Source organism: Acidovorax sp. SDU_ACID1 (assembly GCF_045291395.1).
In the GTDB taxonomy this organism is placed as follows: Bacteria; Pseudomonadota; Gammaproteobacteria; order Burkholderiales; family Burkholderiaceae_C; genus MR-S7.
Map to the genome: position 1 here is coordinate 4351689 of NZ_CP152342.1, position 13876 is coordinate 4365564.

Below are 13876 nucleotides of genomic sequence, written 5' to 3' on the forward strand. Positions count from 1 at the left end.
GGGGCAAGACGTATTGCACTATCCGATACCTCTCCCTAGGATGGGCGTCGTCTGATCAGTCAACCGTCTAGAGCACATTCCATGCCCATCGAAATCTGGCTCGCCTTTGTCGTTGCATCTGCAGTTCTTCTCATCATTCCTGGCCCGACCATCCTCACAGTTATCAGCTATTCCATTGCCCATGGCCGTCGCGCCAATGTCCCTCTTGTTGCTGCCGTCGCACTGGGGGATTCAACCGCATTGGTGGTGTCGCTGCTCGGCCTCGGCGCGCTCCTGGCAACGTCGGCCTTCTGGTTCACGGTAGTCAAGTGGGCGGGTGGCCTGTATCTGCTCTATCTTGGCGTGAAGCTTTTACGGGCAGGCGTCTCATCCGCTGAGTTCACTGCACCAGCCACGCCGAAGTCTCGTTGGAGGCTATTTGCGAACACTTATCTTGTCACGGCGCTCAACCCGAAGGGCATCGTATTCTTCGTGGCGTTCCTGCCGCAATTCATCAATCCAAATGCCAACTTGACCCGCCAGCTTTGGATTCTCTCTGTCACGTTTGTGTTCATGGCTGCTATCAATGCGGGGCTCTATGCAGCGTTTGCCGCTTCTGCTCGCAAATTCTTGGCATCTCCTCTGGCGCAGCGGCGCTTCAACCTTGCCGGGGGGTCGCTTCTTTCAGTCGCGGGTGTATGGGCACTGCTAGTCAAACGTCCTGCATGAATATGGCCAACAATTCATTCAAGCCGACGCTGCCTCGCGGCGCGGCTTAATTTCGGAGTTAAGAAATTCCATGACATCCAGCAGTGCAGCCGTTCATATTGACGCTTACTACAAGACGAATCAGCGTCACTTGGCTTGGAGCTTCTGGGCGAGCCTCACGGCTTTGATCATTGGTCTGGTTGTCCTTGTCGTAGGTGTAGGATTAGCGCTAGCCGGTTATGCATCAGCCATATCGGTCGCAACAACAGCAGGTGGGGTTCTTACTCAATTTATTGGTGCAGGTTTCTTTTTCCTGTACACCCGCAACTTGAAGCAATTGAATGTATTCTATGCAACGCTCGTCCAACGTGACGACATTGTGTTCGCGTACAACCTGACTAGCCTTATTCCTGAAAATTTGAAGGCGAGCGTTATTCACTCGATGATAAACACACTACTCGTTCGTAACGGTCCCTCCATCGAATTGTCGGGAGACCTTGTAAGGGCACTGAATGAAAAGCGCCCCTAGATCTGAATTCCAACCACCTACAGGAAAGCGCATGAAAACACTCTACTCTGCCTTTTTCTGCTCTTTTCTGGCTTCCGCATGTAGTTCAAGCCCGCCTGTTCAGACTGATCGTGATGTTGCCTTTTCCTGCGCCAATGGCGATAACATTTCAGTTCGCTTTTCACTCGTCAACGAAACGGCTGTCCTGACACGCAATGACGGGAGCATTGAACTTCAACAGCAACCCAGCGGCTCTGGCTTCATGTACAGCAATAGCTCCAGCACAATTCGGGGCAAAGGTGATGAACTTACCGTGACGATTGGCCGCATGCCGCCAATTCAATGCAAAGCCAAGTAGGCCTAGACCAGACAATTCATTCAAATCTACGCCGCTTCGCGGCGCGGCTTAACTTAGACATTAGCCCTTTCAATCCAATCAGCCACCTTTTTCCACAAGAGAATTTACCAAGAATGTTGATGAGCAGTTTGCCATGCTGTCCGAAGTGCAATTCGGTCTACACATATGAAGACGGCGGCCTGTACATTTGCCCGGAATGCGGCCACGAATGGAATACCGTTGCAGAAGAAGTTGTAGAAGGCCAGCGGGTGTGGAAAGACGCCTTCGGCAATGAACTCCATAACGGAGATTCGGTGACCGTTATCAAGGACCTCAGGGTCAAGGGTTCATCTTCCGTTGTCAAAGTCGGAACGAAGGTCAAGAACATTCGCCTCATTGATGGCGACCACGACATCGACTGCAAGATCGAAGGGTTCGGGTCCATGCAATTGAAGTCCGAGTACATCAAGAAAGCCTGACCGGGCCCAAACCCCTCATTCGGCGGGATATCTGGCAGCGCCCGCTTTTGCAGGCTACCCAGCACTTTCCAGGCGATCGCACCCCGCCTTCCAGGTGGGGCGCGACCTCCTTGCTTTCGGGCCTAAGCGCGAGGGGCCTTTTCCACCCCGTCAGAACGCGTGCGCCATCCCCACCCCGAACGCGGTGCGCGAGGGATGGTGCTCATAGCGCTGGTGGCCCAGGCTGGCGTAGACCGTGGTGCGCTTGGACAGCGCGTAGTCCGCGCCCAGCGAGGCAAAGTGGTGGGTGTCGTCGTTCAGGCGCTGGCGGCCGTAGCCTGCCTTGAGGGTGGTGGCGCCCAGCGCGTAGGTGGCGCCCAGGGTGGCGGCGCGGGCCTTGTCCGGCGTGTCGCCCGAGCGGCTGCGGTCGTAGGCGGCCATGAGCGCCAGCGCGCCGAAGCCGTACTTGCCGGCCAGGAACAGGTTGCGGTCGCCGCTGCCGTTGCGTTCGTGCGCGAGCATGGCGGCCACGGGGCCCTGGTCGTAGTTGAGCGAGACGGAGCGCGCGCGCCCGTCGCGGCCCGGCGCGGCGGTGCGCTCGGGCGAGGCGCTCAGGTGCAGCGTGAAGCCGGCCAGCGTGGGCGAGTCGTAGAAGACGCCATTGGCCATGCGGCCGTATTCGGCGGTGCCGTTGTTGCTGGCGCGGTCGGTAGGCGCGAGGTAGTGCCAAAAGTGCCATGCGGGCGAGGCCACGCGGTTGAAGTTGGCCCAGGGGTCGAACTTCCAGTCCTGCGCCCACATGGCGCTCAGGGCACGGCCGGCGCGCAGGTGGCCCCAGCCGCCGCGCAGGCCCACGGTGGACTCGTCGTGCCAGAAGGGCTTGCGGCCGGCGTCTTCGGGCGCGCCGGTGTCGAGGTCGAAGCGGGTGCTCAGGCGGAAGGTGGCCTGCAGGCCGCCGCCCAGGTCTTCGTTGCCGGAGAGGGCAAGGTTGCTGCGCTGGATGGTTCCAAGCTTGCTGGTCTTGTCGAAGTCGCGGAACACGCCGGCATCGAGGTAGCCGCTGATCTGGACCGAGGATTGCGCCGCGGCAGGCAGGGCGGCGGCGAGGAGAGAGGCAAAACCGAGGGGCAAGCGATGGAACAGACGCATCTGTGGGATTTCCTGAGAAGGGAAGGGATAAAAGACACTGGCCGCGCTGCGCGGCCGGCAAGGAAGGAGGGCGGGTGCCGCTCCGCGGGAGCAGCGGGGGCGCGGAGCGCCCCGGTGGGTGCACAGCGCGAGCGGATCGCGCGATTCCCCGAAGATGCCATCCGTTGCCAGCAGATGCCAGCAACATCCGTATTGTAGGAAGCCCAGCGGGCCTAATCCCCAAAAATGACTGGGGTATTACCCTGACTGCGGACGCTAGCACGCTACCAAATCGGTAGCTGCCAGAGCTTGCTGCACAAGCGCTGGAACCCGATTTTGCTTGGAACTACCCCTTGAGCCCCAGGCGCCGCGCCAGCTTGTGCAGGTTGCTCGGGTCCACGTCCAGCGCCCGCGCGGCCTGGGCCCAGTTGCCCTGGTGGCGGTCCAGCGCGGCGGTGACGGCCTGGCGCTGGCAGGCGTCCACCACGTCGCGCAACGTGCCGTCCAGGGCCGCGGGCGCGCCGGCGGCCGGGGCGGCGGCGGGCTGCGCGGCAGGGGCGGGCGCCTCCAGCGCGTCCAGGTCGAGCAGGCCGGCCTCCAGCGTCACGATCTCGTTGCGGTCCACGCCCCGGCTGAGGGCCTTGAGCGCGGCGCGGCTGATGACGTGCTCCAGCTCGCGCACGTTGCCGGGCCAGCGGTAGCGGCGCAGCGCTCCTTGCGCGTCGGGCGACAGGCGCAGGCTGCGCAGGCCCAGGCGGGCGCGGTTGAGCTCCAGGAAGCGGCCGGCCAGCAGCAGCACGTCGTTGCCGCGCTCGCGCAGCGGCGGGATGGGCACGGGGTAGACCGACAGGCGGTGGTACAGGTCGGCGCGGAAGGCGCCGCTGGCCACCTGCTCGCGCAGGTTGCGGTTGGTGGCGGCGACCACGCGCACGTGCACGCGCCGCGGGCGGTCGGCGCCCAGGCGCTGGATCTCGCCGTTCTGCAGCGTGCGCAGCAGCTTGGCCTGCACGGACAGGGGCAGCTCGCCCACTTCGTCGAGGAACAGCGTGCCGCCCTCGGCGGCCTCGAAGCGGCCGGGCCGGTCGCTGACGGCGCCCGAGAAGGCGCCGCGCACGTGGCCGAACAGCTCGCTCTCGGCCAGCGACTCGGGCAGGGCCGCGCAGTTCACGTGCACCAGCGGCCGCGCGCGCCGGGGCGAGTGGTGGTGCAGCATGCGGGCGAACAGCTCCTTGCCCACGCCGGTTTCGCCCAGCAGCAGCACGGGCAGCTCGGACGCGGCGACCACGCCCAGCTCGTGCAGCAGGCGCTGCAGCGCGGGGCTTTCCCCCACGATCTCCAGCTCGCCGGGGTCGCGCTGCGCCGCTGCGTGGGCCGCATCGTCCCCGCCCAGGCCGCCGGGCGCGGTGGCGGCCATGCGCAGGGCGCGCAGCTCCTGCTCCAGCCGCGCGACGCGCACCACGGCCTCGGCCAGCGGCACGCACTGCGCCAGGCGCTGGCGCGCGGCGGGGCCGAAGGTGCCGGTGGCCAGCGCGTCGAACGTGAGCGCGCCCCAGGGCCGCCCTTCCACGTGCAGCGCCACGCCCATGCAGTCGTGCACCGGCAGGGGCTCGCCGACCAGGGTGTCGAGCAGGCCGTCGTAGGGGTCGGGCAGCTGGCTGTCGTGCTCGAAGCAAGTCACCTCGCGCCGCGCCAGGATGGCGGCCAGCCGCGGGTGCTGCGCCACGGCGAAGCGCCGGCCCAGCGCATCGCCCACCAGGCCGTTGACGGCCACGGGGCGCAGGTGCTCGTCCTCCAGCCGCAGCAGCGCCACCGCCCCGCAGCCGAACTGCGCACGCAGCAGGTCCACCAGCCGCTGCAGGCGCACGGCCTGGGGCAGCTCGCCGCCCAGGTCGGACCACAGGGCGGGCAGCACCGCCTGCGAGGCCGAGGCACTGGTTTCGAAAACGGTCATTTCAACCCTTTGATGGTTTTTTAAACCCTGATTGGATGGGGTTTATTTTACCTTCACCCGTGTAAACCCTTGATTTTGCTGCGCACCCACGCTGGCCCGCGCCTTGCGAAATGGCCAGCGTCTCAGTGCAACAACGATGGAGGCCCTTCATGGGGAAATACGCCAAGTATTGGTACACGCTCATAGGCGTGTTGATCGTCACCTTCAGCCTATTGGGCTACTACGGTGCCGAGGTTTATCGCACGGCGCCGCCGATCCCGGGGCAGGTGCTGGTGCAGGGCCAGGACAAGCCGCTCTTCACGAAGGACAGCATCCTCGACGGCCAGACCGCCTGGCAGTCGGTGGGCGGCATGCAGCTCGGCTCCATCTGGGGCCACGGCGCCTACCAGGCGCCGGACTGGACGGCCGACTGGCTGCACCGCGAGCTGACGACCTGGCTCGCGCTGGCCGCCCAGCAGGACTACGGCCGCGCCTTCGCCGACCTGGACGCGGGCCAGCAGGCCGTGCTGAAGGCACGGCTGCGCAGCGAGTACCGCACCAACACCTATGACCAGGGCAAGGACGCAGTGACGCTCACGCCGCTGCGCGCGCAGGCGATCGCCGACACGGCCAAGTACTACGACCAGCTCTTCAGCAACGACCCCGCGCTGCACAAGACGCGCGAGAGCTACGCCATGAAGGAAAACACCCTGCCCAGCGCCGAGCGGCGCGCGCAGATGGCCGGCTTCTTCTTCTGGACGGCCTGGGCCGCCGCCACCGAGCGCCCCGCCGACCTGGGCGGCAGCGGCGCCACCTACACCAACAACTGGCCGCACGAGCCGCTGGTGGGCAACGTGCCCACGGGCGAGAACCTGGTGTGGTCGATCATGAGCGTGGTGGTGATGATGGCCGGCGTGGGCTTCCTCGTGTGGGGCTGGGCCTTCCTGCGCAAGCACGACGAGCAGGACCCCACCCCGCCCGCGCACGACCCCCTGAGCCGCGTGCCGCTCACCCCCTCGCAGCGCGCGCTGGGCAAGTACCTGTTCCTGGTGGTGGCGCTGTTCACCGCGCAGGTGTTCCTGGGCGGCTTCACCGCGCACTACACCATCGAGGGCCAGACGTTCTACGGCTTCGACGTGTCGCAGTGGCTGCCCTACTCGCTGGTGCGCACCTGGCACATCCAGGCCGCGCTGTTCTGGATCGCCACCGGCTTCCTGGCCGCTGGCCTGTTCCTCGCGCCGCTGATCAACGGCGGCAAGGACCCCAAGTTCCAGAAGCTGGGCGTGGACATCCTGTTCTGGGCGCTGGTCGTCGTCTGCGTGGGCTCGTTCATCGGCAACTACCTGGCCATCGCGCAGATCATGCCGCCCGAGTGGAACTTCTGGCTGGGCCACCAGGGCTATGAATACGTGGACCTGGGGCGCCTGTGGCAGATCGGCAAGTTCGCCGGCGTGGCCTTCTGGCTGGTGCTCATGGCGCGCGGCATCTTCCCGGCGCTGCTGGCCCCCAACGGCCAGGACAAGAACCTGCTGGCGCTGCTGACCTGCTCGGTGGTCTGCATCGGCCTGTTCTACGGCGCGGGCCTGTTCTACGGCGAGCGCACGCACCTGTCGGTGATGGAGTACTGGCGCTGGTGGGTGGTCCACCTGTGGGTGGAAGGCTTCTTCGAGGTCTTCGCCACCACGGCCCTGGCCTTCATCTTCTCCACCCTGGGCCTGGTCTCGTACCGCATGGCCACGGCGGCCAGCCTGGCATCGGCATCGCTCTTCATGCTGGGCGGCGTGCCCGGCACCTTCCACCACCTGTACTTCGCCGGCACCACCACCCCCGTGATGGCCGTGGGCGCATCGTTCAGCGCGCTCGAAGTGGTGCCGCTGGTGGTGCTGGGCCACGAGGCCTGGGAACACTGGCGCCTGCAGCACAGCGCCACCTGGATGAAGAACCTGAAGTGGCCCCTGATGTGCTTCGTGGCCGTGGCCTTCTGGAACATGCTGGGCGCGGGCGTCTTCGGCTTCATGATCAACCCGCCCATCTCGCTGTACTACATCCAGGGCCTGAACACCACGCCCGTGCACGCCCACGCCGCGCTCTTCGGGGTCTACGGCTTCCTGGCCCTGGGCTTCACGCTGATGGTGCTGCGCTACGTGCGCCCCGAGCTGCAGTTCAACGAGCGCCTGATGAAGACCGGCTTCTGGTGGCTCAACGCCGGCATCGTGCTGATGATCTCCACCAGCCTGCTGCCCATCGGCCTGTTCCAGTTCCACGCCAGCGTGACGCACGGCATGTGGTACGCGCGCAGCGAGGAATTCCTGCAGCAGCCCTTCCTGGAAACGCTGCGCTGGGTGCGCACCTTCGGCGACGTGGTCTTCATCGTCGGCGCCCTGTGCGTGACCTGGCAGGTGGTGAGCGGCGTGCTCTTCGGGCCCCGCGCACCCTCCGTGCCCAAGACCGGCGCGCTGGCAGGCGCCAGCCGCTGACAACGGCCCACGGCGTGGCGCATCGGCGCCACGCCTTCAAGGAAACGCCATGAACATCGACCGCTTCAAACACGAACACCGCGACATCCTCGACCAGATCGCGGCGCTGCGCCAGCTCACCCATGCCGGCGTGGAACACAACGCCGCCGCCATCGCGCGCGGCATCGTGGCCATGAGCTCCACCATCAAGCTCCACCTGGCCGTGGAAGACCGTCTGCTCTACCCCGCGCTGCAAGGCGGAGCGGACCCGGAACTGGCCCGCCTGGGCGAACAGTTCCAGCGCGAGATGGGCGCCATCGCCGGCGCCTACATGGAATTCGCGCGGCACTGGAACACCCCCGAGCGCGTGCGCGCCGACGCCGCAGGCTTCCGCGCCGACGCCAACACCGTGCTGCGCCGCGTGTACGAACGCATGCAGCGCGAGAACCGCGACTTCTATCCGCGCATCGAGGCGGAAGAGGCTGCGCTCCTGTTGTGATAGCTGCCAGCGCTTGATGGACAAGCGCTGCAACCCGAAATAGCTTCCATCGGCAAGGCCATAGGGGCACCTTGCTTTTCAGCCGGCTTCGTGCCGGCTTTTTTTGGCCTCACGCCACGCAGCGCAGCCGCCAGCCGTCGATGGGCACCACGTCGCAGTCGGCCTGCGCGGCCACGCGGTCGGCCACCAGCCAGGTGCCCGCGGTGAGCGAGAGCAGCGGGTGGTGCCACGTGCCCGCGCGCAGGTGGATGCCCTGCTGCCCGTTGCTGACGAAGGCGTGCAGGTGGTGCGGCGCGAGTTCGGCGGGCGCGAGCCGCGCGTCGGCCACCACCACCAGCATGCGCAGCGCGGCGCCGAAGGGCGCGAAGCTCTGGCTGCCCAGGCGGTGGCGCTCCATCAGGTGCAGCGCGCAGGGCCGAGGCGCGGCGGCGGCCTCGAACAGGCTCAAGGACATGCTGCCGGGCTCGGCCGCGCAGGGGCGCGCGAGGTCGTGGTGGCGCAGGCAGGTGCCACCGTTGATCGGGATGGCGCTGCCCGCGCCGGCCTCGATCACCTCGCCGAACGGCGCGAAGGCCTGCGCGCTGAGCGTGCGCACGGGTAGCCAGGCGGGAGCGCTCATCAGTTCACGGCGCCGGTATGCACCGCGCCGGTATGCACCGCGCCGATGAACGCCGCCAGCTCGGGCGTTTGCGGATCGGCGAACAACTCCTTGGCCGGCCCGCGTTCGTGGATGCGGCCCTGGTGCATGAACACGAGCTGGTCGCCCACGTCGCGCGCGAAGCGCATCTCGTGCGTGACCATCACCAGGGTCATGCCCTCGGCGGCGAGCTGCTTGACGACGGCCAGCACCTCGTTGACGAGTTCCGGGTCGAGGGCCGAGGTGATCTCGTCGCACAGCAGCACCTTCGGCTGCATGGCCAGCGCCCGCGCGATGGCCACGCGCTGCTGCTGGCCGCCGCTGAGCTGGTCGGGGTAGGCGCCGTACTTGTCGCCCAGGCCCACCTTGGCGAGCATCTTGCGCGCGAGGGCGGCGGCCTCCGGCTTCTTCATGCCCTTGACCACGACGGGCGACAGGGCCACGTTCTCGCCCGCCGTGAGGTGCGGGAACAGGTTGAACTGCTGGAACACCATGCCCACCTTGAGCCGCAGCGCGCGCAGCTGCGCGGGGCTGGCGTGCTCGGCCTGCAGCGTCGCGCCGTCGACCACGATCTGGCCGGAGTCGATGGATTCCAGGCCGTTGATGGAGCGCAGCAGCGTGCTCTTGCCCGAGCCGCTGCGGCCGATGATGGCGACCACCTGCCCGCTCTCGACGCGCAGGTCCACGCCCTTGAGCACGTGGTTGGGGCCGTAGTGCTTGTGCACGGCGAGGATTTCGACGAGAGGGTCAACGAGCGGCATGGAGCTTCTTTTCGAGATGGGACGCGCACAGCGACAGCGGCCAGCACAACAGGAAGTAGCCGGCCGCCACCAGCGCGTAGATGAGGAAGGGCTGGAAGGTGGCGTTGGCGAGCATGGAGCCGAGCTTGGTCAGCTCGTTGAAGCCGATGATCGAGGCCACCGACGTGCCCTTGACTATCTGCACGGAGAAGCCCACCGTGGGCGCGATCGACAGGCGCAGCGCCTGCGGCAGCACCACGTGGCGCATCTGCTGCACGTAGCCCATAGCGAGGCTGGCGGAGGCCTCCCACTGCCCGCGCAGCACGGCCTCCACGCAGCCGCGCCAGACTTCGGCGAGGTACGCGCTGGTGTAGAGCGTGAGGCCCACGGCCGCGGCCGTCCACGGCGACACGTCCAGGCCCGCCATCGACGCGCCGAAGAACACGAGGAACATCTGCATCAAGAGCGGCGTGTTCTGGAACGCCTGGATGTAGGTGCGCGCGATGCGCCGCGCGAGCGGGCTGCGCCCCACGCGCGCGAACAACACCGCGAGCCCCGCGACGCCGCCCAGCGCGAACGCGATGAGCGAGAGCGCCAGCGTGGCGAGCAGCCCCTCGGCCAGCTTGGCGAGGATGGGCCAGAGCGGGATGTCGGCGATCATGCGGCGGCCCCCGCGTTGGCCAGCCGTCGCCCTGACACCCAGCGCTCGCCCACCTGCCCCAGCAGCCAGCGCAGCACCAGCGCAAGCGCGCAGTACATCGCGGTGACGATGACGTAGGTCTCGAACGCGCGGAAGTTGCGCGACTGGATGAAGTTGGCGGCGAAGGTCAGATCCTGCGCCGCGATCTGCGACACCACCGAAGTGCCCAGCATCACGATCACGATCTGGCTGCTGAGCGCCGGCCACACGCGCTGCAGCGCCGGGCGCAGCACCACGTGGCGGAACTGCGCCCAGCGGCCCATGCCCAGCGCGCTCGCGGCCTCCATCTGGCCGCGCGGCGTCTCCTGCACGCCCGCGCGCACGATCTCGGTTATGTAGGCGCCCAGGTTGACCACCGTGGTCAGCAGGCTGGCCTGCCATTCGTTGATCTGCACGCCGAGCGAGGGCAGGCCGAAGAACACGAACATGAGCTGCACCAGGAACGGCGTGTTGCGGATCACCTCCACGTAGCCCTTGAACAGCCAGTGCAGCGGCGCGATGCGCCACGCGCGGATCACGCCGCCGGCCACGCCGATCAGGCCGCCCAGCACGGCGCCCGCCGCCGTCAGGCCCAGCGTGAACGCGGCGCCTTCGGCGAGGAGGCCGCTGTAGTCGAAGACGGCGGCGAAGTCGAACGCATAGGCCATTTACATCTTTGCCGGGAGCGGCATCTTCATCCAGCGCACGGACAGGTCGTTCAGCGAGCCGTCGGTCTTCGCCTTGGCGATGATCTCGTCGAGCTTCTTGAGAAGCGCCTCCTCGCCCTTGGCCACGCCGATGTAGCACGGCGTTTCCTCGACGGGGAACTTGGCGTCGAGCTGGCGCAGCCGCGTGCGCTCGTTGACCGCGTTGGCGACGATGTTGCCCAGCGTGACGAGCTGCACCTGGCCCGTGAGGTAGCTCTGCGCGGTGGCGTTGTTGTCCTCGTAGCGCTTGATGGTGGCCGAGGGCGGCGCCACGGCCGTGAGGGCCAGGTCCTCGGTGGAGCCGCGCGTCACGCCGATGGTCTTGCCCGCGAGGTCGGCGGGCGCCTTGATCGCCACGTCCTTGGGGCCGTAGACGCTCTTGGGGAAGGGCGCGTAGGCCTGGGTGAAGTCGATCACCTTGGCGCGCTCGGCATTCTTGCCCAGGCTGGAGATCACCACGTCGGCCTTGCCCGTGGTCAGGAACGGAATGCGGTTGGTGCTGGTCACGGGCACCAGTTCCACCTTCACGCCCAGGCCCTTGGCGACGAGCTGGGCCATGTCGATGTCGTAGCCCTGCAGCTTCAGGTCGGTGCCCAGCGAGCCGAACGGCGGGAAGTCCTGCGGGATGGCGACGCGCACCACGCCCGCTTTCTGGATGTGGGCGAGCGCGTCGGCGCGCGCGGCCGTGCCGGTGGCGAGGACCGCGGCGGCCAGTGCATGGAGGAAGACGCGGCGGGGGGTGTGGAATCGGGTCATGGCAGGGAACGCTCCTTCGGCGAATGCAGGCCCGGCGCGGCATGCGCCCGGCGACGCGGAGGAATGAGCGAATTGCGTGCCAACTATCAAAAAGTGAGCTGCTTGCGCTTTCCCATAAAGCGCTGGAGGCTGTTTTTGCTTGAACCCGCCGCACCATTGCGGGGCACCGCGCAGCGGCGCGGGCGCCCTGCTCTCCAGCCCTCTTTTTTGGCTCCGCGGCCCCGGGGTTTGTGCCCGATCAAACTACCTATAGTGTCCGATGGGTATCGTGGACGCTATATGTAGTGTTTTGGAGCTTCCATGGTCCATCCCTCCACCCCCCTGGCTACCCTGCCGCGCGACGTGATCCAGCGCGACGGCACCCGCGCCGCGTTCGACGCCCACCGCATCCAGTCCGCCATCGCGCGCGCCGGCAGCGCCACCGGCGAATTCGGCGAGGACGAGGCGCAACTGCTCACCGCCCAGGCCACCAAGGTGCTGATCCACCGCTTCCGCGGCGAGGCGCCGGCCATCGAGCAGATCCAGGACGTGGTGGAGCAGACGCTGATCGCCGCCAACCACCTGCAGACCGCGCGCGCCTACATGGCCTACCGCCAGCGCCACGCCACGCTGCGCGCCGACCGGCAGACGCTGGTGCACGTGGAAAGCTCCATCAACGAATACCTCACGCGCGCCGACTGGCGCGTGAACGCCAACGCCAACCAGGGCTATTCGCTCGGCGGGCTGATCCTCAACGTGGCCGGCAAGGTCACGGCCAACTACTGGCTCTCTCATGTGTACGCGCCCGAGATCGGCGAGGCGCACCGCAATGGCGACATCCACATCCACGACCTGGACATGCTCAGCGGCTACTGCGCCGGCTGGTCGCTGCGCACGCTGCTGCACGAGGGGCTGAACGGCGTGCCCGGCAAGGTGGAGGCGGGGCCACCCAAGCACATGAGTTCCGCCGTCGGGCAGATCGTGAACTTCCTCGGCACGCTGCAGAATGAATGGGCAGGCGCGCAGGCGTTCTCCTCGTTCGACACCTACATGGCGCCCTTCGTGCGCAAGGACGGCATGGACTATGCCCAGGTGCGCCAGTGCATCCAGGAGCTGGTCTACAACCTCAACGTGCCCTCGCGCTGGGGCACGCAGACGCCGTTCACCAACCTCACCTTCGACTGGACCTGCCCCGAGGACCTGCGCGAGCAGGTGCCGGTGATCGGCGGCGTGGAGATGCCCTTCAGCTACGGCGCGCTGCAGGCCGAGATGGACCTCATCAACCGCGCCTACATCGACGTGATGACCACGGGCGACGCCAAGGGCCGCGTGTTCACCTTCCCCATCCCCACGTACAACATCACGCCCGACTTCCCGTGGGAGAGCGAGAACGCCGCTGCCCTCTTCGACATGACGGCCAAGTACGGCCTGCCGTACTTCCAGAACTTCATCAACTCGGAGCTTTCGCCGAACATGGTGCGCTCCATGTGCTGCCGGCTGCAGCTCGACCTGCGCGAGCTGCTCAAGCGCGGCAACGGCCTGTTCGGCAGCGCCGAGCAGACGGGCAGCCTGGGTGTGGTCACGGTCAACTGCGCGCGGCTGGGCTATCTGCACGCGGGGGATGAGGCTGCACTGTTCAGCGCGCTCGACCGGCTGCTCGAACTCGGCAAGCAGAGCCTGGAGGTCAAGCGCAAGCTCATCCAGCGCCTGATGGACCAGGGCCTGTTCCCGTACACCAAGCGCTACCTGGGCACCCTGCGCAACCACTTCTCCACGCTGGGCGTGAACGGCATCAACGAGATGATCCGCAACTTCACGCACGACGCGCACGACATCACCAGCGAATGGGGCCACGCCTTCGCCGTGCGCCTGCTGGACCACGTGCGCGAACGCATGACGGCATTCCAGGAGGAAACCGGCCACCTTTACAACCTGGAGGCCACGCCCGCCGAGGGCACGACCTACCGCTTCGCCAAGGAAGACAGGAAGCGCTGGCCCGCCATCCTGCAGGCGGGCACGGCGGAGCAACCCTATTACACCAACAGCTCGCAACTGCCCGTGGGCTACACCAGCGACCCGTTCGACGCGCTGCAGCGCCAGGAGGCGCTGCAAGGCAAGTACACCGGCGGCACCGTGCTGCACCTCTACATGGGCGAGCGCATCTCCAGCGGCGCGGCCTGCCGCGAGTTGGTCAAGCGCGCGCTGACGAACTTCCGCCTGCCCTACATCACCGTCACGCCGACGTTCTCCATCTGCCCCACGCACGGCTACCTCGCGGGCGAGCACCAGTTCTGCCCCACGTGCGATGCGGAGCGCCTGGAGGCCAAGCGCCGACGCCTCGCGGCTTGAAGCCGAATCGCCCTCCAGCGCTTTTC

At 66.8% G+C, this 13876-nt stretch carries 14 protein-coding genes; 7 read left to right on the forward strand and 7 right to left on the reverse strand.

The window, feature by feature from the left end:
* Positions 1 to 81 precede the first annotated feature (81 nt).
* From AAG689_RS21380 to AAG689_RS21395, 4 genes are all read left to right on the forward strand, one after another.
* Entirely contained in the window at positions 82 to 708 is a 627-nt protein-coding gene (locus tag AAG689_RS21380) for a LysE family translocator (protein WP_406623670.1), read from the forward strand.
* A gap of 70 nt (positions 709 to 778) precedes the next feature.
* Complete coding sequence (locus AAG689_RS21385; RefSeq protein ID WP_406623671.1) at positions 779 to 1216, forward strand: TRADD-N-associated membrane domain-containing protein; 438 nt, start codon at positions 779 to 781, stop codon at positions 1214 to 1216.
* Between the two features lie 31 nt (positions 1217 to 1247).
* The gene (locus tag AAG689_RS21390) at positions 1248 to 1553 is read left to right on the forward strand and encodes an MliC family protein (RefSeq protein WP_406623672.1); all 306 of its coding nucleotides are present in this window, start codon (positions 1248 to 1250) and stop codon (positions 1551 to 1553) included.
* A 119-nt stretch (positions 1554 to 1672) separates the two neighbouring features.
* Entirely contained in the window at positions 1673 to 2011 is a 339-nt protein-coding gene (locus AAG689_RS21395) for a zinc ribbon domain-containing protein YjdM (protein WP_406626387.1), read from the forward strand.
* A 150-nt stretch (positions 2012 to 2161) separates the two neighbouring features.
* Here the strand turns inward: AAG689_RS21395 and AAG689_RS21400 are convergent, their stop codons facing one another.
* Both AAG689_RS21400 and norR read right to left on the reverse strand, forming a co-directional pair.
* On the reverse strand, positions 2162 to 3139 hold the full coding sequence (locus AAG689_RS21400; RefSeq protein ID WP_406623673.1) for a porin: 978 nt from the start codon (positions 3137 to 3139) through the stop codon (positions 2162 to 2164).
* Positions 3140 to 3464: 325 nt separating this feature from the next.
* Positions 3465 to 5069 carry a nitric oxide reductase transcriptional regulator NorR gene (gene norR / locus AAG689_RS21405; protein ID WP_406623674.1) on the reverse strand — a complete coding sequence of 535 codons (1605 nt, stop codon included), beginning with the start codon at positions 5067 to 5069 and terminating at the stop codon, positions 3465 to 3467.
* Between the two features lie 149 nt (positions 5070 to 5218).
* Between norR and AAG689_RS21410 the strand changes: the two genes are divergently transcribed.
* Both AAG689_RS21410 and AAG689_RS21415 read left to right on the forward strand, forming a co-directional pair.
* The gene (locus AAG689_RS21410) at positions 5219 to 7525 is read left to right on the forward strand and encodes a nitric-oxide reductase large subunit (RefSeq protein ID WP_020229114.1); all 2307 of its coding nucleotides are present in this window, start codon (positions 5219 to 5221) and stop codon (positions 7523 to 7525) included.
* Between the two features lie 49 nt (positions 7526 to 7574).
* Positions 7575 to 8003, forward strand: coding sequence for a hemerythrin domain-containing protein (locus tag AAG689_RS21415; protein ID WP_406623675.1), 429 nt, complete (start codon positions 7575 to 7577; stop codon positions 8001 to 8003).
* A gap of 109 nt (positions 8004 to 8112) precedes the next feature.
* On the opposite strand, the gene AAG689_RS21420 is transcribed toward AAG689_RS21415, so the two are convergent.
* The 5 genes from AAG689_RS21420 to AAG689_RS21440 are packed head-to-tail and all read right to left on the reverse strand — an operon-like array spanning position 8113 to position 11522.
* Complete coding sequence (locus AAG689_RS21420) at positions 8113 to 8622, reverse strand: ureidoglycolate lyase (protein ID WP_406623676.1); 510 nt, start codon at positions 8620 to 8622, stop codon at positions 8113 to 8115.
* Positions 8622 to 9401 (reverse strand): amino acid ABC transporter ATP-binding protein, encoded by a 780-nt coding sequence (locus AAG689_RS21425; protein WP_406623677.1) that lies wholly within the window; start codon positions 9399 to 9401, stop codon positions 8622 to 8624. Before AAG689_RS21425 ends, AAG689_RS21420 begins: the two co-directional genes overlap by 1 nt.
* Positions 9388 to 10041, reverse strand: a complete 654-nt coding sequence (locus AAG689_RS21430) for an amino acid ABC transporter permease (protein ID WP_406623678.1) — start codon at positions 10039 to 10041, stop codon at positions 9388 to 9390. Before AAG689_RS21430 ends, AAG689_RS21425 begins: the two co-directional genes overlap by 14 nt.
* Positions 10038 to 10727 carry an amino acid ABC transporter permease gene (locus tag AAG689_RS21435; protein WP_406623679.1) on the reverse strand — a complete coding sequence of 230 codons (690 nt, stop codon included), beginning with the start codon at positions 10725 to 10727 and terminating at the stop codon, positions 10038 to 10040. The genes AAG689_RS21430 and AAG689_RS21435 overlap by 4 nt, the downstream gene beginning before the upstream one ends.
* Positions 10728 to 11522 (reverse strand): transporter substrate-binding domain-containing protein, encoded by a 795-nt coding sequence (locus AAG689_RS21440; RefSeq protein ID WP_406623680.1) that lies wholly within the window; start codon positions 11520 to 11522, stop codon positions 10728 to 10730.
* A 300-nt stretch (positions 11523 to 11822) separates the two neighbouring features.
* Between AAG689_RS21440 and AAG689_RS21445 the strand changes: the two genes are divergently transcribed.
* Complete coding sequence (locus AAG689_RS21445; RefSeq protein ID WP_406623681.1) at positions 11823 to 13850, forward strand: ribonucleoside triphosphate reductase; 2028 nt, start codon at positions 11823 to 11825, stop codon at positions 13848 to 13850.
* Positions 13851 to 13876 lie beyond the last annotated feature (26 nt).